This is a genomic window from Pseudomonas sp. BCA17 (assembly GCF_004519405.1).
Taxonomy (GTDB): Bacteria; Pseudomonadota; Gammaproteobacteria; order Pseudomonadales; family Pseudomonadaceae; genus Aquipseudomonas.
This window is the reverse complement of the sequence record NZ_SGWI01000001.1, coordinates 1,581,835-1,601,384: the sequence shown is the minus strand read 5'-3', so window position 1 is coordinate 1,601,384 and position 19,550 is coordinate 1,581,835. Positions and strand designations below refer to the sequence as shown.

At 60.3% G+C, this 19,550-nt stretch carries 18 protein-coding genes; 6 read left to right on the top strand and 12 right to left on the bottom strand.

Annotated elements, in window-relative coordinates; genetic code table 11:
* Window positions 1–61: 61 nt before the first annotated feature.
* Entirely contained in the window at window positions 62–286 is a 225-nt protein-coding gene (locus tag EXW71_RS07400) for a hypothetical protein (RefSeq protein ID WP_010208698.1), read from the bottom strand.
* Window positions 287–726: 440 nt separating this feature from the next.
* Window positions 727–1,032, bottom strand: a complete 306-nt coding sequence (locus tag EXW71_RS07390) for a hypothetical protein (protein WP_134656911.1) — start codon at window positions 1,030–1,032, stop codon at window positions 727–729.
* A gap of 455 nt (window positions 1,033–1,487) precedes the next feature.
* Between EXW71_RS07390 and EXW71_RS07385 the strand changes: the two genes are divergently transcribed.
* Both EXW71_RS07385 and rmuC read left to right on the top strand, forming a co-directional pair.
* Window positions 1,488–1,811, top strand: coding sequence for a sel1 repeat family protein (locus EXW71_RS07385; protein WP_134656910.1), 324 nt, complete (start codon window positions 1,488–1,490; stop codon window positions 1,809–1,811).
* 61 nt (window positions 1,812–1,872) lie between these two features.
* The gene (rmuC, locus tag EXW71_RS07380; RefSeq protein ID WP_134657871.1) at window positions 1,873–3,351 is read left to right on the top strand and encodes a DNA recombination protein RmuC; all 1,479 of its coding nucleotides are present in this window, start codon (window positions 1,873–1,875) and stop codon (window positions 3,349–3,351) included.
* Between the two features lie 7 nt (window positions 3,352–3,358).
* Here rmuC and EXW71_RS07375 read toward each other — a convergent pair whose 3' ends face one another.
* The 3 genes from EXW71_RS07375 to EXW71_RS07365 form a co-directional block, all read right to left on the bottom strand.
* Complete coding sequence (locus tag EXW71_RS07375; RefSeq protein WP_134656909.1) at window positions 3,359–6,829, bottom strand: PAS domain-containing hybrid sensor histidine kinase/response regulator; 3,471 nt, start codon at window positions 6,827–6,829, stop codon at window positions 3,359–3,361.
* 176 nt (window positions 6,830–7,005) lie between these two features.
* Window positions 7,006–7,410, bottom strand: coding sequence for a YbaN family protein (locus tag EXW71_RS07370; protein ID WP_134656908.1), 405 nt, complete (start codon window positions 7,408–7,410; stop codon window positions 7,006–7,008).
* An 11-nt stretch (window positions 7,411–7,421) separates the two neighbouring features.
* Window positions 7,422–8,009 (bottom strand): YecA family protein, encoded by a 588-nt coding sequence (locus EXW71_RS07365; RefSeq protein ID WP_123715557.1) that lies wholly within the window; start codon window positions 8,007–8,009, stop codon window positions 7,422–7,424.
* Between the two features lie 287 nt (window positions 8,010–8,296).
* On the opposite strand from EXW71_RS07365, the gene recQ reads away from it, so the two are divergent.
* Window positions 8,297–10,423 (top strand): DNA helicase RecQ, encoded by a 2,127-nt coding sequence (gene recQ / locus EXW71_RS07360; protein ID WP_134656907.1) that lies wholly within the window; start codon window positions 8,297–8,299, stop codon window positions 10,421–10,423.
* A 121-nt stretch (window positions 10,424–10,544) separates the two neighbouring features.
* Window positions 10,545–10,979, top strand: coding sequence for a MarR family transcriptional regulator (locus EXW71_RS07355; protein ID WP_123715558.1), 435 nt, complete (start codon window positions 10,545–10,547; stop codon window positions 10,977–10,979).
* Between the two features lie 206 nt (window positions 10,980–11,185).
* Here EXW71_RS07355 and EXW71_RS07350 read toward each other — a convergent pair whose 3' ends face one another.
* Window positions 11,186–13,375 (bottom strand): patatin-like phospholipase family protein, encoded by a 2,190-nt coding sequence (locus tag EXW71_RS07350; RefSeq protein ID WP_134657870.1) that lies wholly within the window; start codon window positions 13,373–13,375, stop codon window positions 11,186–11,188.
* Between the two features lie 84 nt (window positions 13,376–13,459).
* Between EXW71_RS07350 and EXW71_RS07345 the strand changes: the two genes are divergently transcribed.
* Entirely contained in the window at window positions 13,460–13,747 is a 288-nt protein-coding gene (locus EXW71_RS07345) for a SelT/SelW/SelH family protein (RefSeq protein WP_134656906.1), read from the top strand.
* 42 nt (window positions 13,748–13,789) lie between these two features.
* On the opposite strand, the gene EXW71_RS07340 is transcribed toward EXW71_RS07345, so the two are convergent.
* The 3 genes from EXW71_RS07340 to EXW71_RS07330 all read right to left on the bottom strand — a co-directional run bounded on the left by EXW71_RS07340 (window position 13,790) and on the right by EXW71_RS07330 (window position 15,936).
* A complete protein-coding gene (locus EXW71_RS07340; protein ID WP_123715603.1) occupies window positions 13,790–14,074 on the bottom strand; it encodes a hypothetical protein in 285 nt (94 codons plus the stop codon).
* Between the two features lie 131 nt (window positions 14,075–14,205).
* Window positions 14,206–15,087 carry a DMT family transporter gene (locus EXW71_RS07335; RefSeq protein ID WP_123715560.1) on the bottom strand — a complete coding sequence of 294 codons (882 nt, stop codon included), beginning with the start codon at window positions 15,085–15,087 and terminating at the stop codon, window positions 14,206–14,208.
* Between the two features lie 99 nt (window positions 15,088–15,186).
* Entirely contained in the window at window positions 15,187–15,936 is a 750-nt protein-coding gene (locus EXW71_RS07330) for a helix-turn-helix domain-containing protein (RefSeq protein ID WP_134656905.1), read from the bottom strand.
* Window positions 15,937–16,073: 137 nt separating this feature from the next.
* On the opposite strand from EXW71_RS07330, the gene EXW71_RS07325 reads away from it, so the two are divergent.
* Window positions 16,074–16,883, top strand: a complete 810-nt coding sequence (locus EXW71_RS07325) for a UDP-2,3-diacylglucosamine diphosphatase (RefSeq protein WP_123715562.1) — start codon at window positions 16,074–16,076, stop codon at window positions 16,881–16,883.
* Window positions 16,884–16,921: 38 nt separating this feature from the next.
* On the opposite strand, the gene EXW71_RS07320 is transcribed toward EXW71_RS07325, so the two are convergent.
* From EXW71_RS07320 to phhA, 3 genes are all read right to left on the bottom strand, one after another.
* Window positions 16,922–18,115, bottom strand: coding sequence for an amino acid aminotransferase (locus EXW71_RS07320; RefSeq protein ID WP_134656904.1), 1,194 nt, complete (start codon window positions 18,113–18,115; stop codon window positions 16,922–16,924).
* Entirely contained in the window at window positions 18,115–18,471 is a 357-nt protein-coding gene (locus EXW71_RS07315) for a 4a-hydroxytetrahydrobiopterin dehydratase (RefSeq protein WP_003192995.1), read from the bottom strand. The genes EXW71_RS07320 and EXW71_RS07315 overlap by 1 nt, the downstream gene beginning before the upstream one ends.
* Window positions 18,472–18,575: 104 nt before the next feature.
* Window positions 18,576–19,367, bottom strand: coding sequence for a phenylalanine 4-monooxygenase (phhA, locus tag EXW71_RS07310; protein WP_123715564.1), 792 nt, complete (start codon window positions 19,365–19,367; stop codon window positions 18,576–18,578).
* Window positions 19,368–19,550: the final 183 nt, after the last annotated feature.

Sequence of the window (19,550 nt, the reverse complement as noted above, 5' to 3'; positions counted from 1 at the left end):
TTCAGGCAATAAAAAACCCTGTCATCAGACAGGGTTTTTGTATTTCAGCGACCTTGGTCGATCAGGCGATCAATGCCTGACGGGTGCGCTCGATCACAGCCTGCAGCGGTTCAGCGCTGGAGTATTGATCGGGGTACAGGCGTTCGCTATGACGTGCGATGCCGTGTTCGTTGACCAGAGTGAAGCTGAAGCAGCCTTTGCGAGCGGCCATGATCAGGCAGTTCATTGGGGCAAAAGCATTAGTGAGGGTGCGAATGGCATCCTGAGTGTGGATTTGAGCGTTCATGTTATTGGTGTTCCTACAAATGACACGGATAAGAACCGTGCAACGTTAAAACGTTCCAGTAACGTTGATCACCATTGATCAAACGAAGAACCCGACTGGAACAAAGCAGCCAGTTTGAAGCGCTGATAAATTTGGCGCGCTTGGGCTGGCAGGTAGGTACTTAGGAGGGCAGGCAACACAACAAGGGCAAAGGTTCTGGGCCCGGGGTGAAGATCCTGATCAATTTGCAGGTTGGTTCGGTCAGAGTATTGAGACGTTGCGACACCCTTTGTTCGTTCAAAGGCAGTGTCATCGCAAGTGATACCTGGAAACCATCGAGGTGGTCGATCCCATTTTTTTCAGGGAGTTGTTCGACCAGAATTGACTTTCAGCTTGGTACTAACGCCGCGGATAGTAACGGATTGAAATAAGGAAAGGAAGCGTATTCGCAAAAAAATCGATCAGCCACCGAGCAGGCCACGGTAGACCAGCACCGTCAGGGAGGCCGCCAAGGCGCAGCCCAAGCCGTAAGCCGCCAGTGTCAGGCGCCGAGATTGGCCAGCCTCAATCACTTTCATCACGTCGCGCATGTCACTGATCCTGCCTTCGCCCAGCTCGATGCACAGGCTGGCCGCAGTGAAGGCGGCCGACAGCAGGATAGCGCTGGCAAACAGTGCGCCGTCTGGTGAAGGCAGTGCTGCATTGATGCCCAGCGAGGTCGCGCATATCGCCAGCAGCAACATGGCGAATAACAGAATGCCTTTCATGGATGCTTACACGGTTGCGTTGTCGGCGGGCAGTGTGGCGAGGCGGGAGGGTTTTGAAAAGTACCTGACTCTGCCTTGTCGGTCATCATTAGGAGGTGTCGAACCAAAAAACACCCTCGATATAACCATTGGAAGGGCACTTGTGCACATTAGTTGCGAAGTATGTAACCCCTTTGTCAACTGCCCCGAAGCGTCCCCGTCAGCCTGCAATGGAAATTTAAGTCAATGAAAAATCTCGCTTTTTTTTATTGGTGAAAAAATCGTCAGTTTGACTGCGGCCCCCATTCCATGGGCCTTTGGGCGAATTAAAGAGAGGTTGTCCACTGAGTTATCCACAGCTTCTGTGGATTGTCCCAAGCGCTTGCTCTAGGACGGGCCAGCTGGTTTTTTTCAGCTTTACCTGTACGAAAAAAAGAGTAGAGTGGCGCGCCTTCCGTTCTGTCCCACAGTGCTTTATGAAGTTTCGCTCAGTATCACCCTCTGTTACCGATACCCCTCAAACTGTTACCGCGCCCAAGCGTTTCTCCTTGAAGGTTGCTTTGTGGCTGCTCGATAGCCCACGCCTGGGGCAGAGCATCAATATCAAGCACTTCGCCGGGCGCTTGCTCAAGCAGCCGGCCCGGGAAGGCGTGGTGGCCGCACAAAGCCGCCTGGGTCAATTGATGTGCCGTGAATGCGGCAACGCCCGCGACCGCCGTATCGGCCACGACCTGCTGCGCCTGGCGGCTCGCGCCGGTGACCGGCGTGCTCAACGCGAACTGGGTCAAGTCGAAGACTGAGCTGTCTTCCTGCCCTGTGCTTGGTTAACCTTGCTTTTTTTCGGTGAAGGCAGAAATGGCTATGGTTTTTGACTGGACCAGTGTCGCCTTGGGTCTTGCGGGTGCAGCAGTGCCGTTATTGGCGGTGTGCTGGCAGATTCAGCGACGGCTGACGGCGCGCATGACCGGCTGGGAACTGCTTGAAGAGCGCCTGGCGACCGCACAACTGGCCCAGGAAGGACTTGTCGCCCAACTGGACGCCAGTCGTGATGAGATCAGCGACCTGAGCCAGGCAAATGCCGCCAAGCAAGCCGACCTCGCCGCCCTGCGCCGCGAAGTCGAGCTATTGCAGATCGACCGCGATAACGCCCGCGATGCCGCCCACGCCTGGAACCTCGACCGCAATGCCAAGGACACCGAACTGCGCCGTCTCGACGCGCTCTCGGCAGCCCTGCGTGCCGAGCTGCGTGAGCAACAGGAGAGTCACCAACAGCGCCTGGCCGATCTGCAAGGTTCGCGCGATGAACTGCGCGCGCAATTCGCCGAGCTCGCCGGCAAGATTTTCGATGAGCGTGAACAGCGCTTTGCCGAAACCAGCCAGGAGCGTCTTGGCCAATTACTCGACCCGCTCAAGGAGCGCATCCAATCCTTTGAAAAGCGCGTCGAGGAAAGTTACCAGAACGAAGCGCGCGAACGCTTTTCCCTGGCTAAAGAGCTGGAGCGCCTGCAGCAACTGAACCTGCGTCTGTCGGACGAAGCCACCAACCTGACCCGCGCGCTCAAGGGCCAGAAAACCCAGGGCAACTGGGGCGAACTGATCCTTGAACGCGTGCTGGAGCATGCAGGGCTGGAGAAGGGCCGCGAATACCAGACCCAGGTCAGCCTCAAAGGCCCGGATGGCGAGCGTTTCCAGCCGGACGTGCTGATCATGTTGCCCGGCGACAAACAGGTGGTGGTCGATTCCAAGGTCAGCCTGACTGCCTATCAACAGTACGTCGCGGCAGATGACGAGGTGATCGGCCAGGCGGCGTTAAAGCAGCACGTACTGTCCTTGCGCAATCACGTGAAGGGCTTGGCCGGCAAAGACTACAAACGCCTGGAAGGCTTGCACAGCCTGGATTTCGTGTTGTTGTTCGTGCCCATCGAGGCGGCTTTTTCTGCGGCACTGCAGGCAGAGCCGAACCTGTTCCAGGAGGCCTTCGACCGCCATATCGTGATCGTCAGCCCAACCACGCTTTTGGCCACCTTGCGCGTAATCGACAGCCTCTGGAAGCAGGAGCGCCAGAGCCAGAACGCACGGGAGATCGCCGAGCGTGCGGGTTGGCTCTACGACAAGTTCGTGCTGTTTATCCAGGACCTGGACGAGGTGGGCAACCGTTTGCAACAGTTGGACAAGGCTTACAGCGCGGCCCGAAACAAACTGACAGATGGACGTGGGAATCTGGTCAGCCGCACCGAACAATTACGCTTGCTCGGTGCGCGTGCCAGTAAAAGCCTGCCGACGGATTTGCTGGAGAGGGCCATGACCGACGCCGATGGCGTTGCGCACCTGCCGGAGTAAACGCGGTTCATAGGGGCAAATACCGGCTCAGCAGCGCTCGTAACGCCGCCGGCTTGACCGGCTTGGCCAAGTAATCCAACCCGGCCGCGTGCACCTCGGCCACCATTTCTGGCCGCCCATCGGCGCTGATCACTACCCCAGGGATAGGCTCTGCCATTTGCGCACGCAACCATCCCATCAGTTCAGTGCCGGTTTCGCCGCGGTCCAGGTGGTAATCCACCAGCGCCAGTTGGGGGCGCACACCGTCGGCCAGCAGCGCCGCGCATTGCGCCTGGTCGGTGGCGGTCCACACTTCGCAGCCCCAGCGCGTCAACAGGCTGCGCATGCCGATCAGGATACTTTCTTCGTTGTCCACGCACAGAACCCGCGTGCCGCTCAGTGGCTGCCCACTGTCCTGCGTGGCCTTGATCTGCGGGCTGGCCTGGTTGCGCGCCAGTGGCACGCGCACGCTGAACACACTGCCCTTGCCCGGCCACGAGCGCACACTCAGGGTGTGGCCCAGCACGCGGCACAAGCCGTCGGCAATCGCCAGGCCCAGGCCCAGGCCTTTCTCGGCACGTGTCTGATGGCTGTCGAGGCGTTTGAACTCTTCGAAGATCACCTTTTGTTTGTCCTGCGGAATGCCGGGGCCGCGGTCCCAGACTTCCAGGCACAACTCGCCCTGGCGTCGGCGTACGCCCAGCAGCACGGGGCCGTCGGCATAGCGGAATGCGTTGGTGAGAAAGTTCTGCAGGATCCGCCGTAGCAGCTTGATGTCGCTGTCTACCCTCAACCTGCTGCCGCGCAGCCGGAAACGCAGGCCTTGCTCGTGAGCCAGTGCCTTGAATTCAGCGCCCAGGGTGTCGAACAGCTCGTTGAGGACAAAGGGCTGGCGCTGCGGATTGATCTTGCCGTTTTCCAGGCGTGAGATATCCAGCAAGTCGCTGATCAAGTCCTCCGCGGAGCGCAGCGAACTGTCCAGGTGCTGCACCAGTTGCCGGGCTTCGGTGGACAGGCCTTCGTGCTGGTGGGAGAGGGCTGCGGAGAACAGCCGTGCAGCGTTCAGCGGCTGCATCAGGTCATGGCTCACCGCCGCCAGGAAGCGGGTTTTCGACTGGCTGGCGGATTCAGCCACACCCTTGGCATCAGTGAGCGCGACATTGAGCTGTGACAACTCATGGGTGCGCTCGGTCACCCGTTGTTCCAGGCCCTCGTTGGCTTCGGTCAAGGCTTGTTCGGCTTCGCGGAATGCAGTGATGTCGGTGAAACTCATGACAAACCCCCCGCCGGGCATCGGGTTGCCGATCAGCTCGATCACCCGACCATTGGGAAACAGGCGTTCGGACGTATGCGCACGCCCCTGACGCATCCAGTGCAGGCGTCGCGCCACATGGACTTCCGCCTCGCCGGGTCCGCACAGGCCGCGCTCGGCGTTGTAGCGAATGATGTCGGCAATCGGCCGGCCGACGCTGATCAAGCCTTCGGGGTAGTTGAACAACTCCAGGTAACGGCGGTTCCAGGCCACCAGCTTCAGCGACTGGTCTACCACGCTGATGCCCTGGGTGATGTTTTCAATCGCCCCTTGCAGCAATGCCCGATTGAATTGCAAGACCTCGGAGGCTTCGTCAGCGATGCGTACTACGTCCTCCAGCTGCATTTCTCGGCCCTCAATGGCGGCCTTTACGACAGCGCGCGTTGAAGAGGCGCCAAGCACACCCGCCAACAGACGTTCGGTATGAGCAATCCAGTCATTGTCGGCGTTCTGGTTGGGGTTGAAGCCCTTGCCCTGGCGATAGGCGAAACGAATAAAACTCTGCTGGGCGCGTTCTTCGCCCACAAAGCGCGCAGCGAGACTGAGCAGGTCGCTGATCTGCACCGACAACATGGAACGAGTGCTGGCGCGCTGGTTGATTTCCTGGCCGATAAATCGCCCCGCCTGCCAATGCTCGGAAACCCGCGTGCGCGACAGCATCGAGACCCAGACGAACAATGTGAAGTTACCTGCCAGGGAAAACACGGTGCCCAGGGTCAGCGAGGTGACGGACAAGCCGAGCGGGTGTGAATGCATCCACGTCAGCCCCGGGAAAAGGTTGAGCGACCAACCCAGGCTTTTCGCGGTAACCGGTAGGACCAATGTGTAGAACCACAGGAACGTACCCGCTGCCAGCCCGGCAAATACGCCACGCCGGTTGGCCTGCTTCCAGTACAGCGCGCCGAGCATCGCCGGGGCCAGTTGAGTGACGGCCGCAAAGGCGATTTGGCCGATGGTGGCCAGGCTCGCGGTGGAGCCGAGCAGGCGATAACTCACATAGGCCAGCAGCAGGATGATCACAATGCTGACCCGGCGCACCGACAGCATCCAATGGCGGAACACTTCGAATGGCCGCTCGGCACTGGCGCGCCGCAGCAGCCATGGCAGCAGCATGTCGTTGGAGACCATGGTCGACAAGGCGATGCTGGCGACGATCACCATGCCGGTGGCGGCTGATGCACCGCCGATAAACGCCAGTACCGCGAGGGCCGGGTGGGCTTCGGCCATGGGCAGGCTGATCACGTAGGAGTCCGGCAATACCGAACCGGGTAACAGCATCTTGCCGCCGAGGGCGATGGGAATCACAAACAGTGCGGCGAGGATCAAGTACGCCGGAAACACCCATTTGGCCAGGCGCAGATCCTGTGGGTCGATGTTCTCCACCACCGTTACATGGAACTGCCGCGGCAGGCAGATAATCGCCATCATGGCTACGCCGGTCTGCACCACCATCGACGGCCAGTTGACCGTCTCTTTCCAGTACTCCTCCAGACGTGGGGCGAGTACCGCTTGGCTGAACAGGTCAGCGAAACCGTCGTACAGGCCGTACGTCACAAACGCGCCGACCGCGAGAAAAGCGAACAGCTTGACCAGGGATTCAAACGCAATTGCCAGCACCATGCCACGGTGGTGTTCGGTGGCATCGAGGTTGCGCGTACCAAACACAATGGTAAACAGCGCCAGCACCAACGATACGACCAAGGCGGTGTCTTGGGCACGGGTGCCTGTGGTGTCGGGGCCGGAGCCGATCAGCAGGTTCACGCCCAGCACAATGCCTTTGAGTTGCAGGGCGATATAGGGCAGTACGCCGACCAGGCAGATCAGTGCGACAACCACCGCCAGGGACTGGGATTTACCGTAGCGGGCGGCGATAAAGTCGGCAATGGAAGTGATGTTTTCCTGCTTGCTGATCAGAATCATCTTCTGCAGCACCCAGGGTGCGAGCACCAGCAATAGCACTGGTCCCAGATAGATTGGCAGAAACGCCCACAGCTGTTCGGCGGCTTGGCCTACGGCGCCGAAGAACGTCCAGCTGGTGCAGTAAACGGCCAGCGACAGGCTGTACACCCAGGCACGCATACGTGGCGGCAGCGGCGCATGGCGGCGGTCACCGTAAAAAGCGATGGCAAACATAATGGCCATATAGGCCAGGGCAACTGCGGCGATCAGCCCGCTGGACAGCGTCATGGTAACTCCGAGCATAAGAACACCCAGGCATTCCAGGCCCGGTTGGACAGTCTCGCATGATGTTTGGGGTTAGTCAGTGTCGACCAAGGTCGTGTGGGCGCTGTCGAGCCTTGTCGATGTGGCAATGCCGGCGCTGCGCCGTGACGCTAAGTCGCGGTGAACCATCCGCGCTGGCGCTAAGGCTCGTCATCGCGCGTGCGCAGGGTCTTCTGACGCAAGATATAGATCGTCACCAGCACCGCGCTGGTCAGCATGAAACCGCGTGCCCAGGGCAGCGGCACCAGGTAACAGGAAAAACCGATGCTCAGCCACATCAAGCCGATGGCGTAGACCTTGCCCTTGAGCGGTATGCCGTTGCCGTCCAGGTAGTCGCGAATCCACGGGCCCAGGCGTGGGTGTTCCACCAGCCACTGGTAGAAACGCGGGGAGCTTCGGGCGAAGCAGGCGGCGGCGAGGAGCAGGAAGGGGGTGGTCGGCAACACCGGGAGGAAGATACCGATCACTCCCAACGCTACGCTGAGCCAGCCGATGGCCAGCAGCGCGTAGCGCAGGAGCGGGGAGCGATTGCCCATGGGGGGCATGGGCAAACGACTCAATGGTGACGTGGCTTGAGGATCGCCGGTTTTTCGTCAGGTGCGTTGCACAGCAGGTACAGGGCAGTCAGGGCTTCCGGAATCTGTACGATCATGTCGTCCATCAGGTTGGCGTCAGCGGCGATGTCGGAAAACTCGGCTTCTTCTTCAAACAGCCCGGAACCGACCATGATCGGCAGCAGCATTTCGCTGACTTCTTCCTCGGCCGTCTCGAACCAGGCGGCTTCGCGCAGGAACACGCCTTCCATGAAACCGATGCACCAGCCGCGCAGCTCGGAGTCATCCGGCTCTTCGCCCAGGTCCAGATCGCATGGCAGCTCGAACTCTTCGTCGGAGGCCAGTTGGCGACTGATGTGGGCTTTGAGGGCGATCAGGGTGGATTCGATTTCTTCGCGTTGAGCGTCGTCAGCGTAGTGCGGCTCTTCGGCGAACAGCGCGTCGATCCATTCACGCTCAGGCACGACATCGGCGCAGATCGACAGGGCGGTCAGGTAGCCGTGGGCGGCCACGTAGTCCAGCGCCTCGTCATGCAGCTCATCGGCGTCGAGGAAGGCTTGCAGGCGGGTTAGTTGCTCAGCGAAGGACATTGAAAGACTACCTTGGGAATAAACGATGCTGAATTCTAGGCCTTCTTGAGCGCCCAGGCCAGCCGCAACGCCATATTTACCGGGTTTAGCTGCCGGGTTAGAGCGATGTGTCTATTCGTCAGTCACCCCCTTTGCCGGATGACGCTCGGGTATACTGCCGCGTTTTGTGATGCCCCGCAGGCCAAGCGCCCACCCGAGAAAACTTCGCTTACGGATTATTTTCCGTGAAATCGTATTTTCTCGGCCAGCCTGTACAGAGGGGTTTCGGCACTATTTTGGAGTTTTACATGCTCGAGCAGGCTCAACGCGTCCTCAAGGACATCTTCGGCTACGAAAGTTTTCGTGGCCGCCAGGGTGCGATCATTGAGCGCGTGGCCAATGGCGGTGACGCCCTGGTGCTGATGCCGACCGGTGGCGGCAAATCACTGTGCTTCCAGGTGCCGGCCCTGTTGCGCAATGGCCTGGCGGTGGTGGTCTCGCCGTTGATCGCCCTGATGGATGACCAAGTTGCCACGCTCGAAGAGCTCGGCGTCGCCGCCGCGGCCTTGAACTCCACCCTCAGCGCCGAACAGCAGCGCGACCTGGCGGCCCGCATCAGGCGTGGCGAAGTGAAGATGCTCTACCTGGCTCCCGAGCGGCTGGTGCAGCCGCGCATGCTGGCTTTCCTGCAGAGCCTGGAAATTGCCCTGTTCGCCATCGATGAAGCTCACTGTGTGTCGCAATGGGGTCATGATTTCCGCCGCGAATACCTGCAGTTGGGCCAATTGGCCGAGCTGTTCCCCGATGTGCCGCGTATCGCCCTGACCGCCACCGCCGACAAACGTACCCGTGAAGAAATCGTCGAGCGTCTGCACTTGCAGAACGCCGAGCGTTTCCTGTCGAGTTTCGACCGGCCGAATATTTTCTACCGCATCGTGCCCAAGGAGCAGCCGCGCAAGCAGTTGCTGGCGTTCCTGTCCGAACGGCGCAGCGATGCAGGCATCGTTTATTGCCTGTCGCGCAAAAAAGTCGATGAGGTGGCTGCGTTCCTGTGTGAGCAGGGTTACCCGGCGCTGCCGTACCACGCCGGCCTGCCCAACGAGTTGCGTGCCTACCACCAGAAGCGCTTCCTCAACGAGGAGGGCCTGATCATGGTGGCCACCATTGCGTTCGGCATGGGCATCGACAAATCCAACGTGCGCTTCGTGGCCCATATGGACCTGCCCAAATCCCTCGAGGCGTATTACCAGGAAACCGGTCGCGCCGGCCGTGACGGCCTGCCGGCGGATGCCTGGATGGTCTACGGCCTGCAAGATGTGGTGATGCTCAAGCAGATGCTGCAGAACTCCGAAGGCGATGAACGCCACAAGCGTCTGGAGCAACACAAGCTCGACGCCATGCTGTCGCTGTGCGAAGAGACCCGTTGCCGCCGCCAGACGCTGCTCGCCTATTTCGACGAAGACATGCCTGAGCCGTGTGGCCATTGCGACAACTGCGTGGATGGCGTGCAGACTTGGGATGCCACCGAACCGGCGCGCCAGGGCCTGTCCGCCATCTACCGTACCGGTCAGCGTTATGGCGTGGGTCATCTGGTGGATGTGTTGCTGGGCAAGGACAACGAAAAGGTGCGCAGCTTCGGACACGAGAAGCTCTCGGTCTACGGTGTCGGCAAAGCCCGCGCCGAAGGCGAGTGGCGTTCGCTGTTTCGTCAGATGGTTGCACGGGGTCTGGTGGACATCGACATTGAAGGCTTCGGCGGCCTGCGTTTGAACGACAGCTGCCGGCCTTTGCTCAAGGGCGAAGTGAGCCTGGAGCTGCGCCGCGACCTCAAGCCGCAGGCCACCGCCAAGAGCAGTACCAGCCAGGCCAGCCAACTGGTGCGTGGCGAGGAGCGCGAGCAATGGGAAGCCTTGCGTGCCCTGCGCCGCAAACTGGCGCAGGAACACAGCGTGCCGCCTTATGTCATTTTCCCCGACTCCACCTTGCTGGAAATGCTGCGTGAGCAACCCACCACCCTGGCCGAAATGGCGAGGGTCAGTGGCGTAGGTGCGCGCAAGCTGGAGCGTTATGGCCAGGCGTTCCTCGAGGTGCTCGGTGGTCAGGCTGAAGCGCCGAAGGAAGTTGCCGATATCCGCCACGAACTGATCAGCCTGGCCCGTGCCGGGATGACCCCGATTCAGATCGCCGGGCAATTGCAGTGCTCGGAAAAGAACGTCTATACCTTGCTCGCCGAGTCCATCGGCAAGCAGCAGCTGTCATTGGAGCAGGCCCTTGATTTGCCGGAAGATCTGCTAAGTGAAATCCAGGACGCTTTCCTGGACGGTGAAGGCGAATTGCCATTGGTTACTGAGATTGCGCCGCTGTTTACCGGGCGTGTTCCGGAGGGTGTTCTGTACTGTGTGCGTGCCGCTTTGCAGTCTGAATTCGAGATTTAGTGTGCCAATTGCGACAATGTAACGAATCAGTACATAGCGAGGCTTGCCTACTGACATGGCTCATGCTTAGCTGACTAATAATTAGCCATACTTTATTTTCAGTCTAAATCATGAGTTTTTTATGCCGTTAACCGATCAACACCGTTTTGGCATGCAGTTGGCGCAAATGTCCCGAGGTTGGCGCGCCGAACTGGACCGTCGCCTGGCGGGGCTGGGTTTATCCCAGGCACGTTGGCTGGTGCTGTTGCACCTGGCCCGTTTCGCAGAAGCACCCACCCAGCGCGAACTGGCACAAAGTGTCGGCGTGGAAGGGCCGACTCTGGCGCGCCTGCTCGACAGCCTGGAAAGCCAGGGTCTGGTCCAGCGCCAAGCCGTGGTGGAAGACCGTCGCGCCAAGCGCATCTTGCTGTGCGATACCGCCCGGCCTCTGATCGACCAGATCGAAACCATCGCCACGGCCCTGCGCCATGAGCTGTTTGTGGGCGTCGATGAGGAAGATATGCGCGTGTGCATGCGCGTACATGGGCACATCCTGGCGAACCTGGAAAAATCCTGACTTCCCGCGAGCGTTGCCCTAATGCCAGCCAAAGTTCAGCGCTGTCACTGTGGCGAGGGAGCTTGCTCCCGTTGGGCCGCGAAGCGGCCCCAGCTTTTGGTTTGAAAAAACTGGGCCTGCTGCGCAGTCCAACGGGAGCAAGCTCCCTCGCCACAAGTTATCCGTCGTCCGCTCTATCGCTTGATTGACGGTCATTGACCTGCCAGCTAGAAGGTCTGCCCGAGGTTCAGGTACACCGCCTGCTGCTTGTCATCATTGAACCCATAGCTGAAGTTCAGCGGCCCCAGCGGCGTATCGAACCCGAGGAAAACGCTCGCGGCGTTGATATACCCGCTGTCGAACTGGTTGTCGTTGTTCCACGCCCGGCCACGTTCCACTGACGCCCCGAGGTACAGCGGGAAGTCCAGCGGCAGGTACGAGCGTGGCGTCAGGCGGCGGAAATACACCGCACGCATCAGGCTGACGTTCTGGCCCGAGATTGCATCCTCGCGAAAGCCAGACAATTGCCGTGCTCCCCCCAGCAGGAAGCTGGAAATCACTACGTCGGATTTATCCAGGGTACGTCCGTAACGTCCACCCAGGATCAGCGTGTCCGGGCCGTCGCTCATGGCTTTGTCCAGCTTCAACTCCCACTGGCGGTAGCGTTGGTCGGAGCCCAGGCCGGGCTCGAATTCGCGGATGGCCAGGCTGATGTCTTCGCCGGAGTGAGGGAAGTACACGTTGTCCAGGGAGTCGAACGAGTACTTCAGTTCATAGAAACCTTCGCTGAAGCTTATGCTCGGCAGGTCGCGGTCACCGATGCGCACGTCCGCATTGCCCCAGGCTTCCCCGACGCCGAAGCGGATCTCGCCGCTGTTGCCGATCTGTCGCCCCAGGTTCAGGCCGAAACCGTAACGCTCCAGGCGGTATTCGGAGATCGGGTCGTTGTCCAGAGTCAGTTCAACGTTCTGCGCCTGGGCCCTGACATAAGGCGCGATGAAATAGCGTGAGCCGGTGTCCATCGGCTGGTAGAACTCGCTGTACAACTCTTGGCGGTCGCCGATCTGCACCCGTGTCAGCCATTCGGCGCCGAGCCGGTTGATGCCATTCATGCGATAGCTGGCGCCGAGGTTGAAGGCGCTGTCCCCGCGCATGTCATCCGACAGGTTCAAGCCCAGGCGCAAGTAGTCGGTACCGCTGCGCTTGCCCCGTGCGCTGATCACCAGGGTGTTGTCGTGGCCTTTCTTGACCACGCGATATTGCACTTGCTCGAAGTAGTCCAGGCCGTACAACGTGCCCATGTCCGCTTGCAGGCGGCCAAGATTCAGGGGTTCACCCAAGGCTTGGCGGATGTAGTAACGAATCACGTCGTCGCTGATTTTAGAGTCGTTCTCCACTTGGATCGCGGTGATGACCGGCGTGCGTTCGCCCGGGGTGCGCGCACTCACCAGTTGCGGATCCACGGGCGCTGCGGGGCGCAGGTGGGCCAGGCGAATGTCGAGAGCGCGGGTGGCGCGGTAGCCGGCGTCGATCATGTCCTTGGCACGACCGAAATCCGTGACCCCATAGGCCGCCAGCGGCGGCTGGATCAGTACATCCTTGGGATGCAGGGCCTTGAGTTGTTCCTCGGAATTGCGACGAGTCATCAGCGTGATGGATTGGTTGAGTACGTCTACTACGGTTGCCAGTTGCTTGCGTGAGCGTAGCGGGGTGCCGATGTCCACGACGATGGCGATGTCGACGCCCATTTCCCGCGCCACATCCAACGGGATGTTGTCGGTCATGCCGCCGTCCACCAGTAGCCGGCCATCCAGTTCCACTGGGGCGAACACCGCAGGGATCGACATGCTGGCGCGTATCACCTGAGGCAGGTGACCTTTGTTGAACACCACTTTTTCGCCGGTAGTGATGTCGGTGGCGACGGCGCGGAAAGGAATCGGCAGCTTGTCGAAATTGCGGATGTTGCTGGTGTGGGCAAACATGCTTTCCAGCAGCAACGCCAGGTTCTGGCCCTGGATCACGCCCAGTGGCAGGCCAAGGCTGCCGTCGTCGCGAAAACTGAGTTTCTGCTTGACCAGGAAATCACGGTCATCCTGTTTACGTCGAAACGGCACATCTTCCCGTGGTGGTGCATCGGACAGCGCCTGTTGCCAATCGATATCGAGCGCGAGCTTTTCCAGTTCATCGATTTTATAACCTGATGCGTAAAGCCCGCCAATCACTGCGCCCATGCTGGTGCCGGCAATCGCATCGATCTGGATACCTTGCTCTTCCAGCGCCTTGAGCACGCCGATATGCGCCAGCCCGCGGGCGGCACCACCGGACAGCACCAGGCCGACTTTGGGGCGTGGCGTCTCAACGGCGTTGGCAAGAAGAGGGAGCAGACACAGAAACAGGCAAGACAGCAGGCGGCGCATCATGAATCTCGAGGCTGAGCGATAAAGGCCGGTATTATAGCCACTCGATCCTCCGAGCTCGTTACGCCAGGAACCTCTCAAATTATGTCTGCAAGCAAACCCGAGATCGTCATCACCTATTGCACCCAGTGTCAGTGGCTGTTGCGTGCGGCCTGGCTGGCCCAGGAGTTGTTGAGCACCTTCGCCGACGACCTGGGGCGCGTGGTGCTGGAGCCGGCCACCGGCGGCGCGTTCCGCATTACCTGTGAAGGTGTGCAGATCTGGGAGCGTAAGGTGGATGGGGGCTTCCCGGAGGCCAAGGTGCTGAAGCAGCGCGTGCGCGATCAGATCGACCCGCAACGCGACCTGGGTCATAACGATCGGACACCTTGAATAAGGCCACCGCCCCTCAGGGGCGGTGACCCAGGGGCGTGGCTACCTGGCAGCCATTTTGTTCTTGATGAAACCGACGATAAACGTCAGCACCAGGCCGCCGACGCCGCTCCCGATGATGTTGCTGCCGAGCGCCGCAACATTCAGCGCGTCGCCTGCGGGTGCGCCGAGGAGCCAGGAGAGAAGCTGGCCCAGCACCAGCCCGCCCAAGCCGCCAACCATTGAATTGAGCCCGGTGGTGCCCAGGCTTTGGTGGGTCATGCCGGCCAGGTTGCCGCCGATGGCACCGCTGATGAGCTGAACCAACAAACTGATGAACATTTCCATGATGAAGCCCTGCATCGCGTAAAGGGAGTGACCACTCGCGTGCAGCAACTTCAGAAAAGGCCATGGCTGTCGTTGAGGTGGCTTTTATCCGTTGAACGACTACCGACTGTTGCGGATGTTTAAAGTATAGATCAGGCAGTCGCGGGCTGTTTGGCCTGGCTGGCACTGCCCATCAGCCCGGAGAGCACGATGGCAGCGATGATCAGCACGCCGCCCAGCAGCATGCGCAGCGTTGGGGTTTCGGCAAACAGCAGCCAAGCCATGGTGATGCCGTAGACCGGCTCCATGGCAAACACCACCGAGGCGGTGCGCGCCTTGATGACGGCGAGGCTGGCAACGAACAGGCTGTGGGCCAGGCCGGTACAGAACACGCCCAACAGTGCGATCCAGAGCCAGTCGATGGCGCGCACATCCGCCAGCCCTGGCGCTGCCGCGGGCAACAGGCAGGCGGCCACTACCACGTTTTGGCACAGCGCCGCCTGTACCGCGGGAATCCGCCCGGAGCTGGCGCGGTTATTCAGTGACAGCAGCGAAAACAGCAGGCCGGAGGCGATGCCCCACAGCAACCCACCGGTGGCTTCGCTGGCGAGGTTGAAGTCCGGCGTCACCAGCACCAGGCCGACGCTGACCAGTGCAACCAGCACCCCTTCACTGGCGCGAATACGCTCGCGGAAAATCAGCCCTTCGAGAATCACCGTAAAAGCCGGGAATGCGGTAAACCCCAGGGTCGCAACGGCGACCCCGCCAACCTTGACCGCAATAAAAAAGGTCACCCAATGCGCGGCCAGCAACACGCCGCTGACCAGTAGGCGACGCCAGTCGCGCAGCTCCAGGCTTTTCCAGGCGCTGTTGCTGGCAAACCGTGCGAAGACCGCCAGGGCGATCACCGCAAACACTGCGCGGCCAAACACGATGATGGCCGGCGAGGCGGCCGCCAGTTTGCCGAAAACGCCGGTAAGGCCAAACATCAATGCGCCAATATGCAGGGCGCCGAGGGCTGAACGGGGAGTCATTGCGATCCTTTGAACCAACGGGTAACAGAAACGCAGTCTAGAGGGTTGCAGAGGAGGGCGTCTGTCGTGCGGCTCGCGATTTTTATCGCGAGGCTCTTCCTACGTTGAGCGACGCAACATCCCAGGGGATGCGCCGAACTCCCGTAGCATCGCGGCGGCAAATGCGCTTTGTGAGCTGTAACCGACGCGGTCAGCGATTTCACCGATGGGCAAGGCGGTCTCGCGCAGCAGCTTCAAGGCCATCCGCAGGCGGTGGCTGCGGATGTAGTCCATGGGCGTCTGCCCGCATTCGGCCATGAAGCGCGCATGCAGGCGCGCGGCTGACAGGCCTGCGATCTGCGCAAGGTCCGCTACTTGCAAAGGATGCGCGACGTGCCGTTCGATATGCGCATTGAACGCGGCATACGGCAGGCGTCGGCCAGGCAATGGCTGGTCCTGGCAATGATTGAGGCAGGCGAGCAGCAACACTGCACCTTGCTGGACGATCAACGGGTCATCCACCGGGCTGTGGGCCAGCCATTGAACCAACTGGTGTTGCCGTGCGTCCAGCGCCAGGCGCATGGGTTGATCCAGCAGGCGGCGGCTGGCATCGGCGTGTTCGCCCAAGGATTGCCGCAGCCAGTGTTCGGTGGGCACATCCAGCACCAGGCAGTGGCTGCCATCGCGACTGACGCAGGCGTGATGGGTGTTGAAGGGCAGTATCATCACGCTGCTTTCGCGCACCTGGCTGCCACGGCCATCCACTTCCAGGTCCAGATGCCCGGACAGGCCGAACACCAACTGCGCATGATCATGGCTATGGGCAAGGGGCGCTTCGAGGTAGTGGCGCAGCGTGAGGGTCGGTCTCATCGCGGTCTCCAGGGCAACAAGCCCGCAGTCTACAACGCTTCGCAGTTACCTGGCGCTGTCATCAGATTGACGCAAAGCTGTCATGGGCTATTAATCGCCAGGGCGCAAGCTCGCGAAAACACCGTCGAGGGAAGCCCATGACCAGTGCCGAGTCCGCCAAGCCCAGCCGCAAACAACGGGTTCGTACCCTGTGGATTTCCGACGTGCACCTGGGCACCCGGGATTGCCAGGCGGAACACCTGTCGCAGTTCCTCAAGGGGTATCACGCTGACAAGGTGTATCTGGTTGGCGACATCATCGACGGCTGGAAAATGCGCGGTGGCATGTATTGGCCCCAGGCCCACACCAACGTGATCCGTCGCTTGCTGACCATGGCCAAGCGCGGCACCGAGGTGATTTATGTCACCGGCAACCACGACGAATTCCTGCGTCGCTATTCCAAGCTGATCCTGGGCAATATCCAGTTGGTGGATGAAGCAGTGCATGTCACCGCTGATGGCCGTCACCTACTGGTGATCCACGGTGATCAGTTTGACGTAATCACCCGCTACCACCGCTGGCTGGCGTTCCTCGGCGACTCGGCCTACGAATTTACCCTCACCCTGAACCGCTGGCTCAACCACTGGCGTGCCCGGTATGGCTATGGCTACTGGTCGTTGTCGGCGTACCTCAAGCATAAGGTCAAGACGGCGGTGAGCTTTATCAGCGATTTCGAAGAAGCGATTGCCCATGAAGTCACCCGGCGCGAGCTGCATGGCGTGGTGTGCGGGCATATTCACCATGCCGAGATTCGCAAGGTGGGCGAGGTGGATTACCTCAACTGCGGGGACTGGGTGGAGTCGTGCACGGCGTTGATCGAGCACTGGGATGGAAGTATCGAGTTGTATCGGCTGGCGGATGCGCAGGCGAAAGAGGCACTGCTGAAAGCGGAAATGGTCGCGGGCTGAAAGGTAGTGCCCGCTCCCATCGTTTTGATTCGGTATCGTCAGTTGGAGACGTCGGCGATGGCTTCGGCCAGGAGCGCCAGGCGTGTTGCATCAATCCCGGCAACGCTGGCTCGCCCCGAACTCACCATGTAAACGCTGTGTTTCTCGCGCAATTGCTTTACCTGTTCGGCATTCAAGCCCGTGTAGGAAAACATCCCGCGCTGGGCGCCAATATGCGCAAACCGTTCGGCCAGGCCATGGGGCGCCAACGCCTCTACCAGGCCTGCGCGCAATTGCGCGATCCGCGAGCGCATGGCTTCGACCTCGCCGCTCCACACCTTCTTGAGTTCGGCATCACCCAGGATGGTCGCGACCACTGCCGCACCATGATCCGGTGGCGTCGACCACAGATTGCGCGCGATATTCGCCAGTTGGCTGCGCACGTCCGTGAGCTTCTCGGCATCCGCCGCGCACACGATCAACGCGCCGACGCGGTCGCGATACAGGCCGAAGTTCTTCGAACAGGAACTGGTGATCAGCACCTCGGGCAGCTCGGCGGCAAACAGTCGTACTGCCCAGGCGTCCTGTTCCAGGCCGTCGCCAAAGCCCTGGTAGGCGAAGTCGATCAACGGCAGCAACTGGCGCTCGCGCACGATTTGCAGCACCTGGCGCCAATCATCCTGGGACAGGTCGAAACCGGTCGGGTTGTGGCAGCAGGCGTGCAGCAGCACCACATCGCCCATCGGCACGGTAGACAGGGTGGCGAGCATTGCCTGCACATCCAGGCGATTGTCCGTTCCCACATAGGGGTAATGGCTGACCTTGAGCCCGGCCTTGGCGAAGAGGGTTTCGTGGATCGGCCAGGTCGGGTTGCTCAGCCACACGCCGCGGCCGGGCAGGGCTTGGGCGATAAAGTCGGCGCTCAGGCGCAGGGCGCCGGTGCCGCCTGGGGTCTGCGTGGCCCCGGCACGGTGTTCGCGGATCAGCGTCGAATCGGGGCCAAGCACCAGTTCACTGATCAACCTGCCGAACGCGACATCACCGTGACCGCCGATGTAGGTTTTGGTGGTCTGTGTGTCCACCAGGCGTTGCTCGGCCAGTTTTACCGAGTGCGGAATCGGCGTCAGGCCCTGGTCGTCCTTATAGACGCCCACGCCCAGATCGAACTTGTTCGGGTGGGTGTCCTGGGCGTACAGATCCATCAGTCCCAGGATCGGGTCGCCGGGCACGCGGCCAATCGCATCGAAGTGCATTACTTGCGGCCCTCGGCGGTCTTGGCCACTTCGTCAGTGCGTGCGGCCATGATGAAGTCGTTGCGGTGCAGGCCCTTGATGGAGTGGCTCCACCAGGTCACGGTGACTTTGCCCCATTCGGTGAGCAGGCCTGGGTGATGGCCTTCAGCTTCGGAGATTTCACCCATGGCATTGGTAAAGGCCAGGGCGAATTTGAAGTTTTTGAACAGGAAAACCTTTTCCAGCTGCATCACACCGTCGCGCACTTCGATGTTCCAGTCGGGGATCTGCTTGATCAGTACCGGCAGCTCTTCATCGCTGACTTGCGGGGCGTCGGCGCGGCAGGCTTCGCAGTGGGCTTGGTTCAAGGTGGTCATGTAAGTGTCCTGAATTCGAGTTTGAAAAAAACGGTCGTCAGTGGCGTCACCCTAAAGCAACGCGTGGCCAGGGAACAGACTCACCTGGCCTAAAAAGGCACGGTTCAAGCAGCCTTTGGTTTGGGAGGAAATTTCGGCGCGTGCAAGCCAAGCTGCATCCCTCGTTCAACCATGCCCATGATGTCTTCCTGCGCTACTTCGAACAGGCGCTTGAGTTCGGGGAGCACAAAATACAGCGGTTGCAGGATGTCGATACGGTACGGTGTGCGCATGGCTTCCAGCGGGTCGAAGGCTTGATGCTCGGGCTCGTCCGACAGGCTGTATACCGTCTCCTTGGGCGAAGACAGAATGCCGCCACCGTAGATGCGCCGACCTTGGGGCGTGTCCACCAGGCCGAACTCAATGGTCATCCAATACAAGCGCGCCAGGTACACCCGTTGCTCTTTGGTGGCCGCCAGGCCGAGCTTGCCGTAGGTGTGGGTGAATTCGGCGAACCAAGGGTTGGTCAGCAGCGGGCAGTGGCCGAAGATCTCGTGGAAAATATCCGGCTCTTGCAGGTAGTCCAGTTCTTCGCGGGTACGAATAAAGGTCGCGACCGGAAACTGCTTGCTGGCGAGCAGTTCGAAGAAGGTCTGGAAGGGGATCAAGGCCGGCACGCGTGCAACTTGCCAGCCGGTGGTTTCGGCCAGCACGGTATTGATCTCACCCAGTTGCGGGATCCTATCCAGCGGCAGGCCGAGCTTGTCGATGCCGTCCAGGTATTCCTGGCAGGCGCGGCCCTCGATCACTTTCAACTGGCGTGTGATCAGGGTATTCCACACCGCGTGTTCTTCCGGCGGGTAGTGGATAAAACCTTGCGCATCGGGCTCGCGGGCCACGTATTGCGTCTGCTTCATACGGCTCTCCTGCTAGGCATTCGTTCTTGTTATGTCCTGCGATGAGCTTATTGATAACCCGATGCGCGCCGGATTCCATCTACCTCCAGCGGTAGTGTGTAGGAAAATATACTGGTTTTCGTAAAGTATTCGTTACGCCTGTAAGGCCAATCTGTACGCTGGGCTGTGAAATGCGCGCAAGCT

Bases quoted from the DNA above. Each gene is read 5' to 3' on its own strand.
- EXW71_RS07335 (WP_123715560.1), bottom strand. From the start codon at position 15,087: ATGACTCCCCGTTCAGCCCTCGGCGCCCTGCATATTGGCGCATTGATG.
- EXW71_RS07345 (WP_134656906.1), top strand. From the start codon at position 13,460: ATGTCTGCAAGCAAACCCGAGATCGTCATCACCTATTGCACCCAGTGT.
- rmuC (WP_134657871.1), top strand. From the start codon at position 1,873: ATGGTTTTTGACTGGACCAGTGTCGCCTTGGGTCTTGCGGGTGCAGCA.
- EXW71_RS07320 (WP_134656904.1), bottom strand. From the start codon at position 18,115: ATGCACTTCGATGCGATTGGCCGCGTGCCCGGCGACCCGATCCTGGGA.
- EXW71_RS07375 (WP_134656909.1), bottom strand. From the start codon at position 6,829: ATGACGCTGTCCAGCGGGCTGATCGCCGCAGTTGCCCTGGCCTATATG.
- phhA (WP_123715564.1), bottom strand. From the start codon at position 19,367: ATGAAGCAGACGCAATACGTGGCCCGCGAGCCCGATGCGCAAGGTTTT.
- EXW71_RS07385 (WP_134656910.1), top strand. From the start codon at position 1,488: ATGAAGTTTCGCTCAGTATCACCCTCTGTTACCGATACCCCTCAAACT.
- EXW71_RS07390 (WP_134656911.1), bottom strand. From the start codon at position 1,032: ATGAAAGGCATTCTGTTATTCGCCATGTTGCTGCTGGCGATATGCGCG.
- EXW71_RS07325 (WP_123715562.1), top strand. From the start codon at position 16,074: ATGACCAGTGCCGAGTCCGCCAAGCCCAGCCGCAAACAACGGGTTCGT.
- EXW71_RS07340 (WP_123715603.1), bottom strand. From the start codon at position 14,074: ATGGAAATGTTCATCAGTTTGTTGGTTCAGCTCATCAGCGGTGCCATC.
- EXW71_RS07330 (WP_134656905.1), bottom strand. From the start codon at position 15,936: ATGAGACCGACCCTCACGCTGCGCCACTACCTCGAAGCGCCCCTTGCC.
- EXW71_RS07400 (WP_010208698.1), bottom strand. From the start codon at position 286: ATGAACGCTCAAATCCACACTCAGGATGCCATTCGCACCCTCACTAAT.
- EXW71_RS07315 (WP_003192995.1), bottom strand. From the start codon at position 18,471: ATGACCACCTTGAACCAAGCCCACTGCGAAGCCTGCCGCGCCGACGCC.
- recQ (WP_134656907.1), top strand. From the start codon at position 8,297: ATGCTCGAGCAGGCTCAACGCGTCCTCAAGGACATCTTCGGCTACGAA.
- EXW71_RS07350 (WP_134657870.1), bottom strand. From the start codon at position 13,375: ATGCGCCGCCTGCTGTCTTGCCTGTTTCTGTGTCTGCTCCCTCTTCTT.
- EXW71_RS07370 (WP_134656908.1), bottom strand. From the start codon at position 7,410: ATGCCCCCCATGGGCAATCGCTCCCCGCTCCTGCGCTACGCGCTGCTG.
- EXW71_RS07365 (WP_123715557.1), bottom strand. From the start codon at position 8,009: ATGTCCTTCGCTGAGCAACTAACCCGCCTGCAAGCCTTCCTCGACGCC.
- EXW71_RS07355 (WP_123715558.1), top strand. From the start codon at position 10,545: ATGCCGTTAACCGATCAACACCGTTTTGGCATGCAGTTGGCGCAAATG.